18 protein-coding genes are annotated in these 21,928 nt (G+C 69.3%); 3 read left to right on the top strand and 15 right to left on the bottom strand.

Annotated elements, in window-relative coordinates; translation table 11 throughout:
* Window positions 1–34: 34 nt before the first annotated feature.
* The 9 genes from MUN76_RS02975 to uvrA all read right to left on the bottom strand — a co-directional run bounded on the left by MUN76_RS02975 (window position 35) and on the right by uvrA (window position 10,480).
* Window positions 35–400, bottom strand: coding sequence for an RNA polymerase-binding protein RbpA (locus MUN76_RS02975; protein WP_256451801.1), 366 nt, complete (start codon window positions 398–400; stop codon window positions 35–37).
* Window positions 401–426: 26 nt separating this feature from the next.
* The gene (gene secG, locus MUN76_RS02970; RefSeq protein ID WP_244687002.1) at window positions 427–675 is read right to left on the bottom strand and encodes a preprotein translocase subunit SecG; all 249 of its coding nucleotides are present in this window, start codon (window positions 673–675) and stop codon (window positions 427–429) included.
* Window positions 676–751: 76 nt separating this feature from the next.
* Window positions 752–1,579 carry a triose-phosphate isomerase gene (gene tpiA, locus MUN76_RS02965; RefSeq protein WP_244687001.1) on the bottom strand — a complete coding sequence of 276 codons (828 nt, stop codon included), beginning with the start codon at window positions 1,577–1,579 and terminating at the stop codon, window positions 752–754.
* Window positions 1,576–2,778, bottom strand: a complete 1,203-nt coding sequence (locus MUN76_RS02960; RefSeq protein ID WP_244686999.1) for a phosphoglycerate kinase — start codon at window positions 2,776–2,778, stop codon at window positions 1,576–1,578. Before MUN76_RS02960 ends, tpiA begins: the two co-directional genes overlap by 4 nt.
* Window positions 2,779–2,908: 130 nt before the next feature.
* Window positions 2,909–3,526 carry a superoxide dismutase gene (locus MUN76_RS02955; RefSeq protein WP_244686997.1) on the bottom strand — a complete coding sequence of 206 codons (618 nt, stop codon included), beginning with the start codon at window positions 3,524–3,526 and terminating at the stop codon, window positions 2,909–2,911.
* Between the two features lie 126 nt (window positions 3,527–3,652).
* On the bottom strand, window positions 3,653–4,633 hold the full coding sequence (gene whiA, locus MUN76_RS02950) for a DNA-binding protein WhiA (RefSeq protein ID WP_244686995.1): 981 nt from the start codon (window positions 4,631–4,633) through the stop codon (window positions 3,653–3,655).
* A gap of 54 nt (window positions 4,634–4,687) precedes the next feature.
* Window positions 4,688–5,566, bottom strand: a complete 879-nt coding sequence (gene rapZ, locus MUN76_RS02945; RefSeq protein ID WP_244686993.1) for an RNase adapter RapZ — start codon at window positions 5,564–5,566, stop codon at window positions 4,688–4,690.
* On the bottom strand, window positions 5,559–7,490 hold the full coding sequence (gene uvrC, locus MUN76_RS02940; protein ID WP_244686991.1) for an excinuclease ABC subunit UvrC: 1,932 nt from the start codon (window positions 7,488–7,490) through the stop codon (window positions 5,559–5,561). Before uvrC ends, rapZ begins: the two co-directional genes overlap by 8 nt.
* A complete protein-coding gene (gene uvrA, locus MUN76_RS02935; protein ID WP_244686989.1) occupies window positions 7,487–10,480 on the bottom strand; it encodes an excinuclease ABC subunit UvrA in 2,994 nt (997 codons plus the stop codon). Before uvrA ends, uvrC begins: the two co-directional genes overlap by 4 nt.
* 113 nt (window positions 10,481–10,593) lie before the next feature.
* Between uvrA and MUN76_RS02930 the strand changes: the two genes are divergently transcribed.
* The 3 genes from MUN76_RS02930 (at window position 10,594) to MUN76_RS02920 (ending at window position 12,601) form a co-directional block, all read left to right on the top strand.
* Entirely contained in the window at window positions 10,594–11,232 is a 639-nt protein-coding gene (locus MUN76_RS02930; RefSeq protein WP_244686987.1) for a hypothetical protein, read from the top strand.
* Window positions 11,229–11,921 carry an RES family NAD+ phosphorylase gene (locus MUN76_RS02925; protein WP_244686986.1) on the top strand — a complete coding sequence of 231 codons (693 nt, stop codon included), beginning with the start codon at window positions 11,229–11,231 and terminating at the stop codon, window positions 11,919–11,921. Before MUN76_RS02930 ends, MUN76_RS02925 begins: the two co-directional genes overlap by 4 nt.
* 275 nt (window positions 11,922–12,196) lie before the next feature.
* The gene (locus tag MUN76_RS02920) at window positions 12,197–12,601 is read left to right on the top strand and encodes a VOC family protein (RefSeq protein ID WP_244686984.1); all 405 of its coding nucleotides are present in this window, start codon (window positions 12,197–12,199) and stop codon (window positions 12,599–12,601) included.
* Between the two features lie 87 nt (window positions 12,602–12,688).
* On the opposite strand, the gene uvrB is transcribed toward MUN76_RS02920, so the two are convergent.
* The 6 genes from uvrB to ileS all read right to left on the bottom strand — a co-directional run bounded on the left by uvrB (window position 12,689) and on the right by ileS (window position 21,747).
* Window positions 12,689–14,776, bottom strand: a complete 2,088-nt coding sequence (gene uvrB, locus MUN76_RS02915; protein WP_244686982.1) for an excinuclease ABC subunit UvrB — start codon at window positions 14,774–14,776, stop codon at window positions 12,689–12,691.
* Window positions 14,777–14,836: 60 nt separating this feature from the next.
* Complete coding sequence (locus tag MUN76_RS02910) at window positions 14,837–16,036, bottom strand: winged helix-turn-helix domain-containing protein (RefSeq protein WP_244686980.1); 1,200 nt, start codon at window positions 16,034–16,036, stop codon at window positions 14,837–14,839.
* A 6-nt stretch (window positions 16,037–16,042) separates the two neighbouring features.
* Complete coding sequence (gene ndk, locus MUN76_RS02905; protein ID WP_244686979.1) at window positions 16,043–16,459, bottom strand: nucleoside-diphosphate kinase; 417 nt, start codon at window positions 16,457–16,459, stop codon at window positions 16,043–16,045.
* Window positions 16,460–16,559: 100 nt separating this feature from the next.
* Window positions 16,560–17,066 (bottom strand): DUF4233 domain-containing protein, encoded by a 507-nt coding sequence (locus MUN76_RS02900; protein ID WP_244686977.1) that lies wholly within the window; start codon window positions 17,064–17,066, stop codon window positions 16,560–16,562.
* Window positions 17,063–18,403 carry a bifunctional folylpolyglutamate synthase/dihydrofolate synthase gene (locus MUN76_RS02895; protein WP_244686975.1) on the bottom strand — a complete coding sequence of 447 codons (1,341 nt, stop codon included), beginning with the start codon at window positions 18,401–18,403 and terminating at the stop codon, window positions 17,063–17,065. The genes MUN76_RS02900 and MUN76_RS02895 overlap by 4 nt, the downstream gene beginning before the upstream one ends.
* Window positions 18,400–21,747 (bottom strand): isoleucine--tRNA ligase, encoded by a 3,348-nt coding sequence (gene ileS, locus MUN76_RS02890; RefSeq protein ID WP_244686973.1) that lies wholly within the window; start codon window positions 21,745–21,747, stop codon window positions 18,400–18,402. Before ileS ends, MUN76_RS02895 begins: the two co-directional genes overlap by 4 nt.
* Between the last annotated feature and the right edge of the window lie 181 nt (window positions 21,748–21,928).

The following is a 21,928-nucleotide window of genomic DNA, read 5'->3' as shown; positions in this document are numbered from 1 at the left end:
CGGGCCCCCTTCGCGTCTGCTCGACGACCGAGCGTTATGCGGATGCCTTGGCGGTACCGCGACGCTGCCGGAGCTTCATCAGGGCCGCCTCGAGCAGCTCCTCCGCCTCCTCCGGCGTGCGGCGCTCCTTCACGTAGGCGAGGTGCGTCTTGTACGGTTCGTTCTTGAGCAGGACCGGGGGGTTCTCCCGATCCCGACCCGCGGGAAGCCCGGTGGTCGGGGAATCGATCTGCTCGGGGATGTCCTCATCGACGATGTCGGCCGCGAAGTAGCGGACCGTCTCGTTGCCGAGCGCATCCCAGTATGAAATCTGGACTCGCTCTGCGCGGGCTCCGTGATCCTTCTCCCCCATGGGGCCGGACCCGACGCGCGCACCACGAATGGCGTTACTGCCTGCCACGTATTACCTCTCTTTGTGAACGAGCTCTAGACCACCGAGAATCGGGCGATGAGCCCGAGCGCGATGATCGATACGACCCAGATCAACGACACCACGATGGTGATGCGGTTGAGGTTGCGCTCCGCAACACCCGAGGAACCCAAGCTGGAGGTCACGCCGCCGCCGAACATGTCGGAGAGGCCGCCACCGCGGCCCTTGTGCAGCAGGATGAAGAGGGTGAGGAGCAAGCTCGTGATCACGAGAATGACGATCAGTGCGATCTTGAGGATGAGCACGCGGTCACCTTTCCTGGGTCGAGGGCGCGATGCGCCGAGTACGAGTATACCGGCACCGCGTCGGGTGCCGGACAGCCTACGCCGAGGTGACGTGCTTCTTGAACTGGACGATGCGCGTGAACTCGTCCACCTTGAGGCTCGCACCGCCCACCAGCGCACCGTCGACGTTCGGCTGACGGAGGAAGCCCGCCACGTTCTGGCTCGCGACCGAGCCGCCGTAGAGGATCCGCGTCGCCGTGGCCACGTCGTCGCCGCGGAGATCCCGTAGCGACTCCCGGAGCGCCCGGGCCACGTCCTCCGCCTGCTCGGGAGTGGCGGCCTGGCCGCTGCCGATCGCCCAGACGGGCTCGTAGGCGACGACGAACTCCGCGTCGGCGGGGAGCGGAGCGATCGCCGCCGCGAGCTGGGCAAGCGGGATCGCCGCGGCGCCGTGCGTCTCGAGATCCTCCGCGGTCTCGCCCACGCAGATCACCGGGACCATGCCGGCGGTGTGCGCCGCGAGCGTCTTGGCGGCGACGGTGTCGTCACCCTCCTGGTGCCCCTGTCGCCGCTCCGAGTGGCCGACGAGCACGTAGCGGACGTCGAGCTTGCCGAGCATCGCGGCGGAGACGTCGCCCGTGAACGCACCGGACTCGTGCGGGGAGACATCCTGCGCACCGAGCGTGAGCGAGAGCTTATCGGCGGCGAGCAGGGTCTGGACCGACCGGAGATCGGTGAACGGCGGGAACACCGCGACCTCGACCTCGCCGAAGTCGTGCCGCACGTCCTTGAGTCCCCACGACAGCTTCTGCACGAAGGCGATCGCCTGCAAGTGGTCGAGGTGCATCTTCCAGTTGCCCGCGATCAGCGGGGTGCGGTCGCCCTGCGGGAGCGGCTCGCGGAGCTCGGGGAGCTGGTCGTTCATGACAGGACCTCCAGACCGGGCAGCTGCGCGCCCTCGAGAAACTCCAGGCTGGCGCCGCCACCCGTGGAGATGTGACCGAACTGGTCATCGGAAAAACCGAGCGCGCGGACGGCGGCGGCGGAGTCTCCCCCGCCCACGACGGTGAAGCCGTCGGTCTCGGTGAGCGCCCGCGCGACCGTGCGCGTGCCGGAGGCGAACGCCTCCATCTCGAACACGCCCATGGGGCCGTTCCAGAAGACGGTGGCCGACTCCGCGATGATGGCGGCGAAGGCAGCGGCCGTCTCCGGGCCGATGTCGAGACCGATCCCGGAGGCGCCGAAGCGGCTCGATTCGATCGCGTCGGCGGGCACGATCTCGTGCGCCGCGTCGGCGGAGAACGACTCCGCCACCACGATGTCGGTGGGAAGGACGATGCGGACGCCCCGCGCCTCGGCCTGCGCCAGGTAGCCGCGGACGGTGTCCAGCTGATCCTCCTCGAGGAGGCTGCCGGCGACCCGGTGCCCCTGCGCGGCGAGGAAGGTGAACAGCATGCCGCCGCCGATGAGCAGCGTGTCGACGCGGTCGAGCAGGTGCGCGATCACGCCGAGCTTGTCGGAGACCTTGGAGCCGCCGAGCACCACCGTGTAGGGACGGGCGGGATCCTCGGTGAGTCGGCGCAGCACGTCGAGCTCGGCGGCGACGAGACGTCCCGCGGCACTCGGCAGCAGCTCTGCGAGATCGGTGACGCTCGCCTGCGCGCGGTGCACCACACCGAATCCATCGGAGATGAACACGTCGCCGTACGCGGCGAGCTGGGCGGCGAAGGCTCGGCGTTCGTCGGGGTCCTTGCTCGTCTCTCCCGGGTTGAACCGCAGATTCTCGAGCAGCACGACGTCGCCGTCGGTGAGCGCAGCCACGGCGCTCTGGGCGTCGGGTCCGACGGTCTCCGCGACGAACGCGACGGGTGCGCCGAGGAGCTCGGACAGTCGCTCGGCGACCGGGCGAAGCGAGGAGGCCGCCTCCGGCACGCCCTTGGGGCGGCCGAGATGGCTGATCAGCACGATCTTCGCACCGGCCTCGCGCAATTCGGAGATCGTGGCGAGCGACGCGCGGATGCGCCCATCATCGGTGATGCGTCCGTCGGAGAGCGGAACGTTGAGGTCGCAGCGGACGATGACGGTGCGGGATGCGAGCGATCCCAGTGATTCGATGGTGCGCATGGCGGGGCGGGGCTCCTTCGGTGGAGGACGGCGCGGGAAGAATCGTGGCGCGGCCGGGCTGACGCGGCGGCCGCGGAGAATGCGGTGTGGGCCGGCCCCGTTCGGAGCCGGCCCACACGCACCGGAGTGCCTAGATGAGACCCGGGGTCTGCGTCCGTGCGGCCTCGAAGCGCTTGGCGACGTCCTGCCAGTTCGCGATGTTCCAGAACGCCTTCACGTAGTCGGCGCGGACGTTGAGGTAGTCGAGGTAGTACGCGTGCTCCCAGACGTCGAGCATCAGCAGCGGGACGGTGCCGGCGGGCAGGTTGCCCTGCTGGTCGAACAGCTGCACGATGTTGGCGCGCTGACCCAGCGCATCCCAGGCGAGAACGGCCCAGCCGGAGCCCTGGACGCCGAGGGCGGTCGCGGTGAAGTGCGCCTGGAACTTCTCGAAGTCGCCGAAGTACTCGTCGATCGCGGCGGCGAGCTCACCCTCGGGGCGATCCCCGCCCTCGGGCGACAGGTTGTTCCAGAAGATGGTGTGGTTGACGTGTCCGCCGAGGTTGAAGGCGACGTCCTTCTCGAGCTTGTTGACGGCGGCGAGGTTGTTCGCGTCGCGCGCCTCGGCCAGCTGCTCGAGTGCGGTGTTCGCACCGGTCACGTAGGCCTGGTGGTGCTTGTCGTGGTGCAGCTGCATGATCTTGCCGCTGATGTGCGGCTCAAGCGCAGCATAGTCGTAGGGAAGGTCAGGAAGTGTGTAGGCGGCCATGGGCGCTCCTATCCTCGGTGTCGACAATTCGTTATTTCAGTCTATGCCCGCGCGGTCGGCGCGTGCCGAACGCGCTTGCGCCCCTGGCGAACGGACGACCGAGGGGCTCTCCGGGCGGCCGACGGGCTACAGCCGCGAGAGGTCGTCGGGCAGGCTCGACTCGGTGCCCGGGATCCCGCGGGTCTCGGCCTCCTTGTCGGCCATGGCGAGCAACCGGCGGATCCGACCGGCGACGGCGTCCTTGGTGAGCACGGGATCGGCGCGCGCACCGAGGTCGTCGAGACTCGCTTCGCGGTGACGCAACCGCAGCTCGCCCGCGTACCGGAGGTGATCGGGAATCTCGTCACCCAGGATCTCGAGCGCGCGCTCCACTCGGGCGCACGCGGCGACCGATGCCTCGGCCGAGCGCCGGAGGTTCGCGTCGTCGAAGTTGACGAGGCGGTTCGCGGTCGCGCGGGTCTCACGGGCCTTGCGGAGCTCGTCCCAGCTCGCGCGGGACTCGACGGCACCCATCGCACCGAGCATCTCGCCGATCGCCTCGCCGTCGCGGATGAGCACCTTGTTCTGCCCCCGGATCTCGCGGCTCTTGGACTCGATGCCGATCCGGCCCGCGGCACCCACGAGGGCCATGGCGACCTCGTTGCTCGGGCAGATGATCTCGAGGCCCGCGGAGCGACCCGGCGCCGTGATCCCACCGCGCGCCAGGAACGCACCGCGCCAGATCGCGGCGAGCTCGGGCTGCGCGCCCGTGGTCAGTCGGTTCGGGAGCCCGCGGATCTGCCGGCGGCGCTGATCGAGCAGGCCGAGCTGACGGGCGAGCGTCTCGCCGTCGAGCACCCGGACGAGGAACTGCGGAGCACCGGGACGAGTCGCGGTCGGGGGCAGCTGCTTCGCCTCCGAGCGAACGCCGTAGAGTTCCGCGAGGTCCTTGCGCACGCGCTGCACGATCTGCGGCGTGTGCAGCTCGGCCTCGAGGGCGATCCGGCCCGAAATCGTGTGCAGTCCGCCCGCGAGACGCAGGATCGTGGCCACTTCGGCGATGCGCTCGCCGGTGCGCTGCACCGGGAATCGTACGAGCTCACTCTTCACCTCAACGGTAGACGGCACGAAATAGTCCTTTCAGGAAGCTTGAACAACGGTGACGGGTCGGCGAAACGCCGACTATTCGCGACCGAGGTCGCGATGCCGGAGCGTCACACTGACTCCCGGAAGTCCGGCGAGGCGATCGGCGAGTTCTCTCGCGGTCGCGACCGAACGATGCTTGCCGCCGGTGCATCCGACGGCGAGCGAGGCGTGGCGCTTGTTTTCGCGCTGGAATCCGGCGAACACCGGAGTCAACGCGGCCACGTAGTGGTCCAGGAACTCAGCTGCGCCTTCGCGGCCGAGTACATATTCTTTCACTTCCGGATCGACCCCGGTGAGCGCGCGCAGGTCGGTCTCCCAGAACGGGTTCGGGAGAAACCGCATATCGACCATGAGATCGACATCCGTCGGAGCCCCGTATTTGAAGCCGAAACTCACGACGGAGAGCTGCAGGCCGGGCGTGTTGTCGTCCGAGAAGAGCTCGCGGGTGGCGGTCGAGAGGTCGTGCACGTTGTAGCGCGAGGTGTCGATGACCACGTCGCTCGACGCGCGCAGCTCCTGGAGGCGCTCGCGTTCGAGACGGATGCCCTCGAGCAGACTGCCGGCTTCGGCCTGCAGCGGGTGCGGTCGGCGCACCGACTCGTACCGCCGCACCAGGATCTCGTCGGTCGCGTCGAGAAAGACGACCCGAACCGTGGCGTTCTCACGGAGATCGCTCACGGTCGATTCGATATCGGAGTAGAGGTCGCGACCGCGGACGTCGACGACCGCGACGATCCGGGGCAGCGCTCCCCCGGACTTGTCGGCCATGTCCGCGAGCGTCTTGAGCATGGTGAGGGGCAGGTTGTCGACGACGTACCAGCCCAGGTCTTCGAGGGTGTTCGCGACGGTGCTGCGACCGGCGCCGGACATGCCCGTGACGATCAGGATCTCCTGATTGGACACCGCCTCATTCATTCGACAGTCCTCCATCCTGATCGGGTTCCGATGATGCCTCAAGCTTAGCGGGCGCGGCAGTGGAGTTCAGGTGAGCGAGGATCTGCTCGGCCAGTTTCTCGCCGACGCCGGGGGCGGCGCTCAGCTCGGCGACCGTCGCGGCGCGCAGCCGGGTCACCGAGCCGAAGTGCTTGAGCAGCACCTGCACGCGCTTCGGGCCGAGGCCGGGCACCTCGGAGAGCTGGCTCGCGATGGAAGTGCTCCGGCGCTGACGCTGGAAGGTGATGGCGAAGCGGTGCGCCTCGTCGCGCACCCGCTGCACCAAGAAAAGAGCGTCGCTCGTGCGCGGCAGGATCACGGGGAACGGGTCATCGGGCAGCCAGAGCTCCTCGAGGCGCTTCGCGACCCCGCACAGCGCGATGTCGGTGATCCCGGCTTCGCGTAGCGCGCGTGCCGCCGCCTTCACCTGCGGCTCGCCGCCGTCGACGATGAGGAGTTGCGGGCGATCCCGGTAGACACCCGAGGCCGGCTCACCCGACTCGCGGGCGCGGTTCAACTGCGCCGCGCGCCGCGCAACGACCTGGTGGATCGAGTCGGTGTCGTCGCGCGTTTCCTCGATGCGGTATTTCCGATACGCCCCCTTCGCCGGGAGCCCGTCCTCGAACACGACGAGCGAGGCCACCACCCCGGTCCCCTGCAGATGCGAGACGTCGATGCACTCGATCCGGAGCGGGGCCTCGTCCATGCCCAGTGCCCGCTGCAGCTCGGCGAGCGCGTCGGTGCGGGCCGTGAGATCCGCGGCGCGCTTCAGCTTGTGCCGGATCAGGTTCTCCCCCGCGTTGAGCACGGCCCGCTCCATGAGCTGGACCTTCTCCCCGCGCTCGGGTACGCGCATGCGCACGCGGCCCTGACGCGGCCGTTTCGCGCTGAGCGCGGCCTCGAGGTCGGTGACGTCGTCCGGCAACTGGGGCACCAGGATCTCCGCCGGGGGCTCGCGGTCGCCCTCGTACGCGGTCTGCACGACCTGCTCGAGGAGCGTGCTCAGGGAGTCATCGATCTCGACGTCGACGATCCAGCTGCGCTCGCCCCGGATCCGGCCACCGCGGATGATGAACTGGTGCGCCGAGGCCGCGAGTTCGTCGGCCCGCATGCCGAAGACATCGAGATTGACGTCGAGGCCGAGCACCACGGCGTTCTTCTCGAGCACGTGCTCCACCGCCTGCGCCTGATCGCGCAGGCGCGCGGCGAGCTCGTACTCCTGCGCCGCGGCCGCCTCGCGCATGCCCCGTTGCAGCTCGCGCAGGTGGCTGGTGTCGCCGCCCGCGAGGAACGCGACCAGCGCGTTCGCCCGCTCCCGGTGGGCCTCGATCGTGATGAGCTGCGAGCACGGCCCGTGGCATCGGCCGATCTGCCCCGCGAGGCACGGGCGCCCCGTCGACATCGCGCGCCGGTAGTCGGCGTCGTTGCAGGTGCGGATCGGGAACGCCTGCTGCAGCAGCGCGGTCGTCTCCCGCAGGGCCCAGACCTTCGGGTAGGGGCCGAAGTAGCGCGCCCCGCGAATCCGTTCGTTGCGGGTGATGATGAGCCGAGGCGACTCCTCCCGAAGCGTGACGGCGAGATAGGGGTAGGTCTTGTCGTCCTTGAACTGGACGTTGAAGGGGGGCTTGAACTCGGTGATCCAGGTGTGCTCGAGGATCAGCGACTCGGTGTCGGTCGCCACCACGGTCCAGTCGACCTGCGCCGCGAGCGCGAGCATGCGCTGCGTGCGCGGCATGAGGGACTGCAGCGGCTGGAAGTAGTTCGCGAGGCGGGCGCGCAGGTTCTTCGCCTTGCCGATGTAGAGCACCCGCCCGTGCCGGTCGCTGAAGCGGTAGACCCCGGGGCTGGTCGGGATCTCGCCCTGCGCCGGACGGAAGGCGCCCCGGTTGTCGACCCCCTGGATCACACCCGGACCTTCGCCGCGGGTGCCTTCCCCGCCCCGCGCTTCGCCGCGTGCGACGTCGTGCCCCCGGAATGCTTCCGCACTGCCCGCTCGGACTTGGCCGCCCAGCCCTCGAGCACCTCCGCGAGGAAGCGCCCGGTGTGGCTCGCCTCGACGCCGGCGATCTGCTCGGGCGTGCCCTCGGCCAGGATCGTGCCACCGCCGGAGCCGCCCTCGGGTCCGAGGTCGATCACCCAGTCCGCGCTGCGGATGACATCGAGGTTGTGCTCGATGGTGATGACCGTGTTGCCCTTGTCGACGAGTCCGTTGAGCACGAGCAGCAGCTTGCGCACGTCTTCGAAGTGCAGTCCGGTCGTGGGCTCATCGAGCACGTAGATACTGCGACCGTTGGAGCGCTTCTGCAGCTCGGTGGCGAGCTTCACGCGCTGCGCCTCGCCGCCGGACAGGGTGGTGGCGCTCTGCCCGAGCCGCACGTAGCCGAGGCCCACGTCGACCAGGGTCTTCATGTAGCGGTGGATCGAGCTGATCGGCTCGAAGAACTCCTCCGCCTCGGCGATCGGCATCTCGAGCACCTCGGAGATGTTCTTGCCCTTGTAGCGCACCTGCAGGGTCTCGCGGTTGTACCGCTTGCCGCCGCAGGCCTCGCACGCGACGTACACGTCGGGAAGGAAGTTCATCTCGATCTTCAGGGTGCCGTCGCCCGAGCAGGCCTCGCAGCGGCCGCCCTTGACGTTGAAGCTGAAGCGGCCGGGCAGGTAGCCGCGGGTCTTCGCCTCCGGCGTCTCGGCGAACAGGTTGCGGATCTTGTCGAAGACCCCGGTGTAGGTGGCCGGGTTCGAGCGAGGGGTGCGGCCGATGGGCGCCTGGTCCACGTGCACCACCTTGTCGAGGTGGTCGAGACCCGTCACGCGGGTGTGCTTGCCCGGCACCAGGCGCGCGCCGTTGAGCTGGTTCGCGAGCACTCGGTAGAGGATGTCGTTCACGAGGGTCGACTTGCCGGAGCCGCTGACGCCCGTGACCGCCGTCATCACGCCGAGCGGGAAGGCGACGTCGACGTTCTGCAGGTTGTTGGAGCGGGCGCCCATGACCTTCAGCTCGCGCTTGCGGTCGCGCTTACGGCGCTTCTTCGGCGTCTCGATGGCGCGCCGCCCGGCAAGGTAGTCCCCCGTCATCGAGTCGGTGTTCTGCAGCAGCTCGGCGTACTCCCCCGAGTGCACCACGGTGCCGCCCTCGACGCCCGCTCCGGGGCCGATGTCCACGATCCAGTCAGCGGCCTCGATGGTCTCCTCGTCGTGCTCGACGACGATGAGCGTGTTGCCGAGATCCCGCAGCTTGACGAGGGTCTCGATGAGTCGACGGTTGTCCCGCTGATGCAGCCCGATGCTCGGTTCGTCGAGCACGTACAGCACGCCGGTCAGCCCGGAGCCGATCTGCGTGGCGAGCCGGATCCGTTGGGCCTCCCCGCCGGAGAGCGTCCCGGCGGCGCGAGCCAGCGTGAGGTACCCCAGACCGACCTCGATGAGGAAGTCGAAGCGGAGCCGGATCTCACGGAGCACCTGCGCGGCGATCTTCGCCTCGCGGGCGGTGAGCTCGACCTCGTCGAAGTAGCGCTTGGCGTTGAGCAGACTGAACTCACCGACCGCGGCGATGGACTCTCCGTTGACGGTGACGGCCAGGACCTCGGGCTTGAGCCGCTGACCGTGGCACGCGTGGCACGGCACCTCGCGGAGGAACTCCGACCACCGGTCGCGCTTCGCGTCGGACTCCGCCTCGGCGTACTGGCGCTCGATGAACGGGATGACGCCCTCGAAGCCCGAGGAGTACTTCACCTCGCGGCCGAAGCGGTTCTTCCACCGCACGTTGACCTTGAAGTTGTTGCCGTAGAGGACGGCCTCGCGGACGTCCTCGCCGAGCTGCTCCCACGGCGTGGTGAGCTTGAAGTCCAGGTCCTGGGACAGGCCGCGGAGGAGCTTCTCGTAATACTGGTACAGGCTCTTGCCCTGGCTGGTCCAGGGCACGATGACGCCCTCGGTGATGGAGAGCTCGGGATCGCCCAGCACGAGGTCCTCATCCACGGACATGCTGGTGCCGAGGCCCGAGCAGGTGCTGCAGGCGCCGAACGGTGCGTTGAACGAGAAGGTGCGCGGTTCGATCTCCGTGAGCTGCACGGGGTGCTGGTTCGGGCACGACAGCTGCTCGGAGAAGAGCTGCGTCCGATCGTCGGCCTTCGGGTCGCGATCGACGAAGTCGATGCAGACGATCCCGCCGGCGAGCTTCAGTGCCGTCTCGAGGGAGTCGGTCAGGCGCCCGAGTCCGTCCGGCCCCGCCACCAGGCGGTCGATGACGACCGAGATGTCGTGCTTCACCTGCTTCTTCAGCGTCGGCGGCTCGGAGAGCTGGATCACCTCGCCGTCGACCACGGCCCGCGAGTAGCCGTTCGCGGCGAGATCCTGGAAGAGATCGACGAACTCGCCCTTCTTCTTGCTCACCACGGGCGCGAGCACCTGGTAGCGGGTGCGCTCGGGCAGCAGCATGAGCTGATCCGCGATCTGCTGCACGGTCTGCGACGCGATCCGCTCGCCGCACACGGCGCAGTGCGGCACGCCGATGCGCGCCCACAGGAGACGCATGTAGTCGTAGATCTCCGTGATCGTACCGACCGTGGAGCGCGGGTTGCGGTTCGTCGACTTCTGGTCGATGGAGACGGCAGGGCTGAGCCCCTCGATGAAGTCCACGTCGGGTCGATCGACCTGTCCGAGGAACTGGCGTGCGTAGGCGCTCAGGCTCTCGACGTAGCGTCGCTGCCCCTCGGCGAAGATCGTGTCGAAGGCGAGGCTCGACTTGCCGCTGCCCGAAAGTCCGGTGAAGACCACGATGGAGTCTCGTGGGATCGAGAGATCGACGTTCTGGAGATTGTGGACCCGCGCCCCCTGCACGCTGATCTGGGCGTGCGCGGCGGACGAGCGGATGGGTGCGAGGTGCTTCGAAGTCACCGTCCCATTCTAGGGCGTTGCCGCTGAGAATTCGAACATATGTGCGAGTGGATGCTCTTCCGGGTTTGCGGTGTTGCGGATAGTATTGTCGTAAGTAGACGAAAGGACCCGCCATGTCGATCGCGCAACTCCCCGACCGGGCTCGCCGCAGTGCCGGCGCGGCGAAAGACCGTGGGGCCCGTGACCGGATCCGCGCGCTGGCGGGTCGGATCGAGGGGGCGCACCTGACGGTCGTCGAAGAGATGCTCGAGGCCGTGGTCGCGCATCAACAGGCCGGCGTGCGCGGCCTCACGACCCCAGAGGTCGACGCACTCGCGCGTTTCGGAGTGTCGGAGTCCGATCTTCAGGCCCCGACCGCGCTGCCCGCCACGGCGCGCGGCCGGCTCTGGGAGCAGGAGATCGCCGCGCACAGCTTTTCCGTCGCCGAGACCGCGGCGCTGCTCGGGGTGACGCCGGCGCGGGTGCGCCAGCGCTGCGCGGCAGGCACCCTCGTGGCTCAGCGCCGAAGCGACGGATGGCATCTGCCGCGGTTCCAGTTCCCCGAGGATCGGGAGGTGCGCGGTTGGGCGACGGTGGCGCAGTCCGTTCAGCGCAGCACGCCCATGATCTTGGTCGAGCGGGTGCTCACCTCTCCGGCACCGCAGCTCCTCGTCGAGGGCGAGGAGGTCAGCCCGTTCGAGTGGTTGGGTCGGGGCGGGGATCCGGCGATCGCTGCAGCCGCCGTCGACGACGCCCTCAACCGCCTGCCGTGAGCGAATTCCTCGTTCGACCCGACCTCGGGCGTTTCCCGGATCTGGCCCGCGACCCGTCGTGGGTGCGTGTGCTCCCCGCAGGGACCCACGTCGGGCGTATCTTCCGGGCGGGCGGGCCGCACGCGTCGCGCTGGCACGACTTCCGGAGCTACGGCCCGCTCGATGGCCGGTTCGATCCGCACCCGCCGCCGACGGGCGAGACGTCGGGCGTCGGAGTGATGTACGGGGTCCTGGAGTCGCCCGCGACCGGCGGCTCGGCATCCCCCTCCGACGTGACGGCGAGTCCGTTCGCCACGGCGATCCTGGAGGTCTTCCAGGCGCAGCGCATGATCCGGCTCGAGGCCGGCAGTCCGACGTTCGTGGACTTCGCCATCGTCCGTCCGCTGCGACTGCTGGACCTCTCGGACAGCGACTGGGTCACCGCGGCCGGCGGCAATGCGGCGATCTCCTCGGGCGACCGTGCGACTTCGCGGGCCTGGGCTCGCGCCATCGCCGCGACCTATCCCGCGCTGGACGGAGTCGTCTCCGCCTCGTCGCTCAACCCGTCCGCGCGGGTGGTGGCGCTCTGGGCGCCGGCTGCGGACGCACTCCCGGCGCACCCGAGCGCGCTGATCCGGTTGGACCGCGCCGAGCTGATGGGGGTCATCGACGCCATCGCCGAGCGCTATGGCTACACCCTGCTGTCGTAGCCGCTCGGCTGCGGTCGTGGCACGGCCCGGCCGAGCGGGGCGTGGACAGTGGGATTGAGCTCGTGGTGCGGCGAGCGTTTCGCTTCAGACAGAGATCTGCATTCCTGCAGAGAGATCGTGCCGCTTCGTTCTGTCGTTGTGCAGATCTCTGCATCTAGCGCGGTTTGGTGTGGGCGATTTGCATGGACAGGTGGATCTCTCGACACGCCACGCCGATCCCAGCAGTGCCCGGTTGCACCGTGCGACACCCGCGTCGACGGGCGTACGCTGGTGCTATGAGCCTCACCTTCGACTTCATCGGCATCGTGACCCGCGACCTCGCCGCGTCGCTCGCCTTCTACCGCACGCTCGGCCTGGACCTGGCTGAGGGGCTGGAGTCGGAACCGCACGTGGAAGTGGAACTGCCCAGCGGTGTGCGCATCGGGTGGGATCCGATCGAGACCATTCACAGCTTCGACCCGGAGTATGCGTTCCCGACCGGAGACCACCGCGTCGCCTTCGGGTTCCAGGCCGCCGACGCCGCGGAGGTCGATGCGACGCACGCGCGACTCGTGGCGGCGGGCCACCCCAGCCGCGTCGACCCCTGGGATGCGCCCTGGGGCCAGCGCTATGCGACCGTGCTGGATCCCGACGGCAACGCGATCGACCTCTACGCTCCGCTGGCAGTCGCGGCCGACTGAGCGCTGCGGGCATGTCGACCTCGGTGCGGCCGGCCCGCGAAGACCTGAAGCGGCCTGCCGAGCCGCGCTGAGCCTCGACCTGCGAGCCTACAGGTGGCCCGCGGCGTCCATGCTCCGCAGCTCGCGCTTGAGCTCCGCCACCTCGTCGCGCAGGCGCGCCGCGAGCTCGAATTTCAGCTCCTCCGCCGCGGCGAGCATCTGATCGTTGAGGTCGGTGATGAGCTCCTCGAGCTTTCCCGCGCCCTCCCCCGCGATCGCGCCGGCGCGAGCCGCGGTCTTGCCCTTCGCCCGCTGCGTGGACCCGCGCTGCGCGTGCGCGCCGGTGCGGGAGGTGAGCATGTCTTCGGTATCGGCCGCTTCGCGCGACAGCATCTCGGTGATGTCGCCGATCTTCTTGCGGAGCGGTTGCGGGTCGATGCCGTGCGTCGTGTTGTACTCGATCTGGATCGCGCGCCGTCGATTCGTCTCGTCGATCGCCTCGCGCATGGAGCGGGTGATCTTGTCGGCGTACATGTGCACCTGACCGGAGACGTTCCGCGCGGCACGCCCGATGGTCTGGATCAATGAGGTACTCGACCGCAGGAACCCCTCCTTGTCGGCGTCGAGGATCGCCACGAGCGAGACCTCCGGCAGGTCCAGGCCCTCACGGAGCAGGTTGATGCCGACGAGCACGTCGTACACCCCCGCGCGAAGCTCGGTGAGCAGCTCGACTCGGCGGAGGGTGTCGACGTCGGAGTGCAGGTAGCGCACGCGCACCCCAGCCTCCTCCATGAAGGTCGTGAGCTGCTCCGCCATCTTCTTCGTCAGGGTGGTGACCAGCACCCGCTCGTCGCGCTCGGCCCGAATGCGGACCTCCTCGAGCAGGTCGTCGATCTGCCCCTCGCTCGGCTTCACGACGATCTCGGGGTCGACGAGCCCGGTCGGACGGATGATCTGCTGGACGACGCCATCGGCCAGCTCCAGCTCGTACTTGCCCGGTGTGGCCGAGAGGTAGACGGTCTGCCCGACGCGCTCTTTGAACTCGCTGAACTTCAGCGGACGGTTGTCGAGGGCGCTCGGCAGGCGGAAGCCGTGATCGACCAGGGTGCGCTTGCGCGACGAGTCCCCCTCGAACATCGCCCCGATCTGCGGCACGGTGACGTGGGACTCGTCGATCACGACGAGGAAGTCGTCGGGGAAGTAATCGAGCAGGCAGTGCGGGGCCTCCCCCGGCTGCCGGCCGTCGATGTGCCTCGAGTAGTTCTCGATGCCCGAGCAGAACCCGATCTGCTCCATCATCTCCAGGTCGAAGGTCGTGCGCATGCGGAGGCGCTGCTCCTCGACCAGTTTGTTCAGCTGCTTCAGTTCGCGGATCCGCTGGTCGAGCTCCGTAGAGATCGTGCCCATCGCCCGGTTCATGACGGTGCGGCTCGCGACGTAGTGGGAGCCGGGGAAGATCGACACGGTCTCGACCTGCTTGATGACGTCGCCGGTGATCGGGTGCAGGTAGTAGAGCGCCTCGATCTCGTCGCCGAAGAACTCGATGCGAATCGCGAGCTCCTCGTACATGGGGATGATCTCGACCGTGTCGCCGCGCACGCGGAAGTTGCCGCGCACGAACTCGATGTCGTTGCGCTGGTACTGCATGTCGACGAAGCGCCGCAGCAGCACATCGCGATCCAGCACATCGCCCACCTGCAAGGGAACCATCGCCTCGTAGTACTCCTCGGGCTTGCCGAGGCCGTAGATGCACGACACGGTCGAGATGACGATGGTGTCGCGCCGGCTGAGCAGGGCGTTGGTGGTGGAGTGGCGGAGGCGCTCGACCTCCGCGTTCACCGACGAGTCCTTCTCGATGAAGGTGTCGGTCTGCGGGACGTACGCCTCCGGCTGGTAGTAGTCGTAGTAGGAGACGAAGTACTCGACCGAGTTGTTCGGCATGAGCTCGCGGAACTCGGTCGCGAGCTGCGCGGCGAGCGTCTTGTTGTGCGCGAGAATCAGCGTCGGACGCTGCACCGCCTCGATGAGCCAGGCCGTGGTCGCGGACTTGCCGGTGCCCGTCGCGCCCATCAGCACGATGTCGGTCTCACCGGCGTTGATGCGGTGCGCGAGCTGCTCGATCGCCTGCGGCTGATCGCCGCTCGGCTCGTACTCGCTGATCACCTCGAAGGGGCGGACGCTGCGCGTGGTTTCCATGTCTCCGAGACTACTCCGGGCCTCCGACATTCGTCTGGGTCGGGCGCTCCGATCCAGGCCTCACCCCGCGGCGTCGAAGGCGGCCGGCAGCGGGAGGTTGCCCACGCCGCTCACGCGCACGGAGTCGAGCCCCTGCCACGCGGCCGCGCGCGCGAGCAGTTCCTGTGCAGTCGCGGCGGTCCGCTCCGGCGCCCGGTCCTCCTGCCACGCCGCCTGCACGAGTAGCTCTCGGTTGCGACGGTCCGCCTTCAGATCGATGCGACCCGCCAGCGCTCCGCCGACCATCAGGGGCAGGCAGTAGTACCCGAAGCGGCGCTGCTCCTGCGGGGTGTAGATCTCGATCCGGTAGTGGAAGTCGAACATCCGCTCGGCGCGGGGCCGGAACCACACCACGGGGTCGAACGGGGTGAGCAGGGCGTCGACCGGCATCCGCGCCGGGAGCCGAGCGTCGCGGTGGATCCACGCCCGCTCGGGATCCCCGTTCTTCCGGCGCCACCCGGCGACGGTCACGGGGCGCAGCGTTCCCTCCTCCACGAGCGACGTGACGGCTCGACGCGCGTCGGATTGGGAGATCCGATGATAATCCGCGAGATCGGCGAGGGTGGCGACGCCGAGCGACCGGGCTGCCCGCTCCACGAGACTCCGCTGGGCCTCCTCCTTCGGGACCTCGCGAAGCGCCGCGGGCGGCAGCACCCGCTCGGCGAGGGCGTAGCGTCGCTGGAACCCCTCGCGACCGCTCGACACGACCTCGCCCTCGGCGAACATGATCTCGACCGCACGCTTCGTGTCGCTCCAGTCCCACCACGGGCCGCGCGTCGCGCGAGGGGTCTCCTCCAACTCGCGGACGAACTGCGGTCCGCCGTCTGCGAGCGCCGCGCGGACCCGCTCGATCGTGGGTCGCAGCGCCGTCGCGCGGTCGTCGCGCGCGTGCCGCTCGCGGTACTCCCCCATCCGCCAGCCGAAGAGCGGGCGATCCATCACCGGAATGAAGGCGGCCTCGTGCGCCCAGTACTCGGTGAACTCGCCGCTCTGGAAGAGCTGCCGATCGAGCGCGTCCGGATCGTAGGCGCCGTGGCGCGAGAACACGGGCAGGTAGTGGCTCCGGGCGAACACGTTGACCGAGTCGATCTGCAGCACGTGCAACCGCTCGAGTGCTGGATCGAACGGGCGGCGGATCCGGCGGCGGTTCGAGCCGCTGAAGCCCTGCGCCGCCAGCGCGAGGCGACGCGCCTCGGCGGCGGACAGGGCGTCAGCGGTCATGGCGGATCAGGCGAACCAGAGGCCGAGCTCGCGCTCCGCCGACAGGGTCGAGTCGGAGCCGTGGACCAGGTTCTGCTGAACGGCGAGGCCCCAGTCGCGGCCCAGGTCACCGCGGATGGTGCCCGGCGCCGCGGTCGTCGGATCCGTGGCTCCGGCGAGGGCGCGGAAGCCCTCGATCACGCGATTCCCCGAGGCGCGCACGGCGACGATCGGCCCGGATCCCATGAACTCGAGCAGGGGCTCGTAGAACGGCTTGCCCTCGTGCTCGGCGTAGTGCTCGGCCAGCAGGGTGCGGTCCGCGTTCACGAGCTTCAGATCGACGATCCGGTAGCCCTTCGCCTCGACGCGGCGGAGGATCTCGCCGGTCAGGTTGCGCGCGACGCCGTCGGGCTTCACCAGGATCAGGGTTTCTTCTGCGGTCATGTGTGCTCCTCGAAGCTCGGAGGTCGGTCCGTGTGGTCGGGCGACAGGCCCGAGCACCGAGTCTAGCGGGAGCCGTGGAGCACGGTCCTGAGGGGTGGGATCAGCCCGCGTCCGGCTGCTCCGCGAGCCAGGCCGCGCGATCCCGATCGATCTGCGCGCCCTTCACCATGCAGTAGATCCAGAGCCCGGTGAAGAGGAGGCCGACGATGAGGGCCATGGGCAGCAGGATCGCGGTCAGGAGCATCAGCGCGTGGATGATCCAGCCGAGCAGGATCCCGGCGCGGCCGCGGCGCATGATGCCGAGGGCGACGATGATGAGCAGCCCGAGTCCGCCGCCGAGCACGAGGCCGAGCTCGCGCGGCTCGGTGATCCCGAGCCCGAACATGGTGAGTCCGATCAGCACCACCACGATGAGCTCGAAGCCGAGCACGATCGAGGCGAGCGCGCGCTGCGTCGACCGCGGCCCGCGCGCGCCACCGGAGATCCGCATCGCCGAGTTGTGCGCCATCGTCTCCGAGGGGGACAGGACCAGGTCGTCCTCAGAGTCGGTGCTCCCGCCGGAGTTCCCGTTGTTCGGCCCGAGGGCCCCGGGGTCGACCGCGCTCACGCGATCCCCCAGCCCTCGCTGCGGGAGAACGCGATGGCCTCGCCCACGAGCAGCACGGAGCCGACCACGAGCACAGCGCGGCCGTCCGACCGACCGGCCCATGCCCGCGCGAGGTCGAGCGCCTCGGGAAGCGACTCCGCGACCTCGATCGGGGTGTCGGGGATCGCATCGACGGCGACGTCGTGGAGCACCTCGGGATCGAGGCTCCGCGGCGACTCGACCGGTGTGACCGTCACGTGGTGCGCGATGGGTGCCAGCGCGCGGAGCAGCCCGTCGGCGTCCTTCTCCGAGAGCACGCCGACGACGAGCGCGAGCTCCTCGAAGTTGAACGACTCGGTCACCGCCTCCACGAGGGCCCGCGCGCCGTGCGGGTTGTGCGCGGAGTCGACGTACACCACGGGATCGTTGCCGATGAGCTGCAAGCGGCCCGGAGAGGTGAGCTGGCCGAGTCCCTCGTCGAGCACCTCCTCCGGCACCGGTCGCTCCGAACCGAAGAACGCCTCGACCGCGGCGATCGCGAGGGTGATGTTCTCGGCCTGGTGGCGGCCGTGGAGCGGCACGAACGCGGGGTCGTACGGCGTCCCGGTGGCGCCGACCACGTCGATCTGGCGTCCGCCGACGGCGAGACGGTCCTCCACCAGGCGGAAGTCGCGCCCCTGGACGACGAACCGCGCGTCGTGCGCGCTCGCGGCGTCCTCCAGCTCGGCGAGCGCCTCGGGATCCTGCACCGCGGTGACGACCGTGCTGCCGGCCTTGATGATGCCGGCCTTGGTCTTCGCGATCGTGGCGACGTCGCGGCCGAGGATCTCGGTGTGATCGAGCGCGATCGGCGTGAACACCGCGACCTGGGCGTCGACGATGTTCGTCGCGTCCCACTCCCCGCCCATGCCGACCTCGATCACGGCGACCTCGACGGGGGCGTCGGCGAAGATCGCGAAGGCCAGGACCGCCAGGGCCTCGAAGAACGTGATGCGGCCGTGGCCCGCGGCCTCGAGCTCCGCATCCACGAGCTGCAGCGGCAGCCGCAGCTCCTCCCAGGAGGACTCGAGCAGGCGCTCGTCGACGGGGGCGCCGTCGAGCTGGAACCGCTCGCTGAACGACAGCAGGTGCGGGCTCGTGAAGAGCCCCGTGCGCAGCCCGTGCGCGCGCAGCAGCGACTCGATCGCACGGCTGGTCGACGTCTTGCCGTTCGTTCCGGCGACCTGGACAACCGGGAAGGAGAGCTGCGGCGATCCGGCGAGCTCGGCGAGGCGCCGCACCGGTTCGATGCGGGGTCTGGGGTGGGCCTCGCCGACCCGCTCCAGGAGCTCGGCGTAGACCTGTTCGGCGGGGGTCATCGTGCCTCCTCCTTCGCCAGCGAGATGCCCAGCGGAGCCTTGTCCGCGCCGAGCGCCGGCGCGGTGCTCGAATCGTCACGCGATTCGGGATCCGCCGCGTGCACGACGAGGCCGCCCGCCGCGAGCGTCTCCGCCGCGATCAGCTCGCTGTGGGCGAGGAGCGCGGCCGCGAATCGGTCGTCGGCCGTGAGCGCGAGCGTGATCCGGTCGCTGACCTCGAGCCCCGCGTGCTTGCGCGCCTCCTGGACGGCGCGGATCGCGTCGCGGGCGACGCCCTCGGCCTCGAGCTCCGGGGTGGTCTCCGTGCTGAGCAGCACAAACCCGCCGCCCGGGAGCAGCGCGAGCGCCGGGCCTTCCGCAGCATCGGACGCCGCCCCGCCGGAGCCGGAGACGGTCAGAGTGAGCTCGTACTCGTGGGGCTCCAGCGCGATGCCGCCCGCGGTCACGACACCGGCCGACTCGCTCCAGTCCCCCGACTTGGCGGCCGTGATGGCCTGCTGCACCTGCTTGCCGAGGCGGGGACCCGCCGCGCGGGCGTTGACGGCCAGCGTCTGCACGATGCCGTGATCCACCGCGCTCGACTCCGTCTGCTCCACGAGCACGATCGACTTCACGTTGAGCTCTTCGCGGAGGATCTCGACGAATGGCGACAGCGCCTCCGGGCGGGCCGTGACGACCGTCAGCTCGGGCAGCGGGAGCCGGACGCGCAGACGGCGCGCCTTACGGAGCGACAGGGCGTTGGTGGTGATCTGCCGCACCTCGTCCATCGCCGCGACGAGGTCGGGCTCGACCGGGAACTCGTCCGCGTCCGGCCACGACTCGAGGTGCACCGAGCGCCCGCCGGTGAGCCCGCGCCACAGCTCCTCGGTGACGAGGGGTGCGAGCGGGGCGGCCACCCGGGCGACCGTCTCGAGCACCGTGTACAGCGTGTCGAAGGCCTGACGGTTGCGCTCGGCGCCCAGCTCGCCGGTGACGCCCTCCCAGAACCGGTCGCGGGAGCGCCGGACGTACCAGTTGGTCAGCACCTCGGCGAACGCGCGGAGCGACTCCGCCGCCGAGGTCGTGTCGAGCGCGGAGAGGTGCCCGCCGACCTCGCGCACGAGATCGCCGGTCTTCGCGAGGATGTAGCGGTCGAGCGGATCGTCGGAGTCGGTGCGGCGCTCGGCGGTCGTGCCGTCGGCGTTCGCGTAGAGGCTGAAGAAGTACCACGTGCTCCACAGCGGCAGGATGAACTGACGCACCCCCTCGCGGATTCCCTCCTCGGTGACGACGAGGTTGCCACCGCGAACCACGGGCGAGGCCATCAGGAACCAGCGCATGGCGTCGGAGCCGTCGCGGTCGAAGACCTCGTTCACGTCGGGGTAGTTCCGCAGCGACTTCGACATCTTGTTGCCGTCGGAGCCGAGCACGATGCCGTGGCTGATCACGTTCGTGAAGGCCGGGCGATCGAAGAGCGCCGTGGCCAGCACGTGCTGGACGTAGAACCAGCCGCGGGTCTGCCCGATGTACTCGACGATGAAGTCGGCGGGCTGGCTGGTCTCGAACCACTCCTGGTTCTCGAACGGGTAGTGCGCTTGGGCGAAGGGCATCGATCCCGAGTCGAACCACACGTCGAGCACGTCTTCGATGCGACGCATGGTGGAGCGGCCGGTCGGGTCGTCGGGATTCGGGCGGGTCAGAGCATCGATGTACGGCCGGTGCAGATCGATCTCTCCTGCCGCGTTGCGCGGGAGCTCACCGAAGTCCGCCTCGAGCTCGGCCACCGAGCCGTAGACGTCGACGCGCGGGTGGTCGGGATCGTCGCTCTTCCACACCGGGATCGGGCTGCCCCAGTAGCGATTGCGGCTGATCGACCAGTCGCGCGCTCCCTCGAGCCACTTGCCGAACTGCCCGTGCTTGACGTTCTCGGGCACCCAGGTGATGTCCTCGTTCGTCTCGAGCATCCGCTCCTTGATGTCCGTGACCCGCACGAACCAGCTCGAGACCGCCTTGTAGATCAGCGGGTTGCGGCAGCGCCAGCAGTGCGGGTAGGAGTGCACGTAGCTCTGCTCGCGGAGGATCCGCTGGCGTTCGTTCAGCAGCCGGATGAGCGGGCGGTTCGCGTCCATCCAGAGCTCGCCCGCGACGTCGGGCACCGACTTCAGGAAGCGGCCGCCGTCGTCGACGCTCACGATCGTCGGGATGCCGGCGGTCGCGGCGATGCGCTGATCGTCCTCGCCGTAGGCCGGGGCCTGGTGCACGATGCCGGTGCCGTCGGTGGTCGACACGTAGTCGTCGACGAGGATCTGCCAGGCCGCCTCGGTGCCCCAGAGCTCGGCGTCGGCGAAGTAGTCGAAGAGCCGTTCGTATCGCACCCCGTTGAGTTCCGCACCCGCGATCGTGCGAGAGACGGCGGCGCGGGCGTCATCCGCGGAATCGTACCCGAGGTCCTTCGCATGGTTCGCCACGAGATCTTCGGCCAGCAGGTACTGGTCGACGCCCCCCGCTCCCCCGTCCGCGGCCCCCGACGGTCCGGCCGGCACCACGGCGTAGGCGATGGCCGGACCGACCGCCAGTGCGAGGTTTGTCGGGAGGGTCCACGGGGTCGTGGTCCAGGCGAGTGCGCGCACCCCGGACAGGCCCAGCGCGTCGGCCCGGGCCCCGGTCAGAGGGAACGTGACCGTGACCGAGGGGTCCTGGCGCATCTGGTAGACGTCGTCGTCCATGCGCAGCTCGTGGTTCGACAGCGGCGTCTCATCCCGCCAGCAGTAGGGCAGGATCCGGGATCCCTCGTACGCCAGTCCCTTGTCGTAGAGCTGCTTGAACGCCCAGATCACGCTCTCCATGTAGCCGAGGTTGAGGGTCTGGTAGCCGTTCTCGAAGTCGACCCAGCGCGCCTGGCGGGTGACGTACTCCTCCCACTCGCGGGTGTACTGGAGGACGGACTCGCGGGCCTTCTCGTTGAAGGCCGCGATGCCCATCTCCTCGATCTCGCGCTTCTCGGTGATCCCGAGCTGCTTCATGGCCTCGAGCTCGGCGGGCAGGCCGTGGGTGTCCCAGCCGAAGCGGCGCTCCACCTTCTTGCCCAGCATGGTCTGGAAACGCGGGAACACGTCCTTCGCGTAGCCGGTGAGCAGGTGACCGTAGTGGGGCAGGCCGTTCGCGAACGGCGGGCCGTCGTTGAAGACCCACTCCTCCGCTCCCTCGCGCTGCCGGATCGACTCGCGGAACGTGTCGTCCGCGTCCCAGAACGCGAGCACACGCTGCTCGATCTCCGGGAACTTCGGGGACGGCGAGACGCCGAACGCTGCGCCGGGCTCGCCCTGCGGTGTTGCGGCTCCGGTCGACTGCTGGGGGTAGGGCATGGGCTTCCTCTGGTTCCGACTTGCGAGACGTTCGTCGTGCCGGGACGAGCGCCGACGATCGCACGATCATCGATTCCCGCGGTACCACCCTGCTTGCCCTCGCCGCACTCCCGAGGGAGCGCCGCGTCGGCCACTTCATTCGGCTGTGACGGGCCGTACCCGACCGGTTCTACTGAGTGTC

It is taken from the genome of Leucobacter rhizosphaerae (genome assembly GCF_022919175.1).
In the GTDB taxonomy this organism is placed as follows: domain Bacteria; phylum Actinomycetota; class Actinomycetes; order Actinomycetales; family Microbacteriaceae; genus Leucobacter; species Leucobacter rhizosphaerae.
The sequence above is the reverse complement of the archived record's forward strand: the minus strand, read 5'-3'. Positions and strand labels throughout refer to the sequence as shown.

Coding starts and splice junctions, on each gene's coding strand:
- tpiA (WP_244687001.1), bottom strand. CDS start 1,579: ATGAACGACCAGCTCCCCGAGCTCCGCGAGCCGCTCCCGCAGGGCGAC.
- MUN76_RS02960 (WP_244686999.1), bottom strand. CDS start 2,778: ATGCGCACCATCGAATCACTGGGATCGCTCGCATCCCGCACCGTCATC.
- MUN76_RS02955 (WP_244686997.1), bottom strand. CDS start 3,526: ATGGCCGCCTACACACTTCCTGACCTTCCCTACGACTATGCTGCGCTT.
- rapZ (WP_244686993.1), bottom strand. CDS start 5,566: ATGAATGAGGCGGTGTCCAATCAGGAGATCCTGATCGTCACGGGCATG.
- MUN76_RS02930 (WP_244686987.1), top strand. CDS start 10,594: ATGTCGATCGCGCAACTCCCCGACCGGGCTCGCCGCAGTGCCGGCGCG.
- MUN76_RS02920 (WP_244686984.1), top strand. CDS start 12,197: ATGAGCCTCACCTTCGACTTCATCGGCATCGTGACCCGCGACCTCGCC.
- uvrB (WP_244686982.1), bottom strand. CDS start 14,776: ATGGAAACCACGCGCAGCGTCCGCCCCTTCGAGGTGATCAGCGAGTAC.
- MUN76_RS02910 (WP_244686980.1), bottom strand. CDS start 16,036: ATGACCGCTGACGCCCTGTCCGCCGCCGAGGCGCGTCGCCTCGCGCTG.
- ndk (WP_244686979.1), bottom strand. CDS start 16,459: ATGACCGCAGAAGAAACCCTGATCCTGGTGAAGCCCGACGGCGTCGCG.
- MUN76_RS02895 (WP_244686975.1), bottom strand. CDS start 18,403: ATGACCCCCGCCGAACAGGTCTACGCCGAGCTCCTGGAGCGGGTCGGC.
- ileS (WP_244686973.1), bottom strand. CDS start 21,747: ATGCCCTACCCCCAGCAGTCGACCGGAGCCGCAACACCGCAGGGCGAG.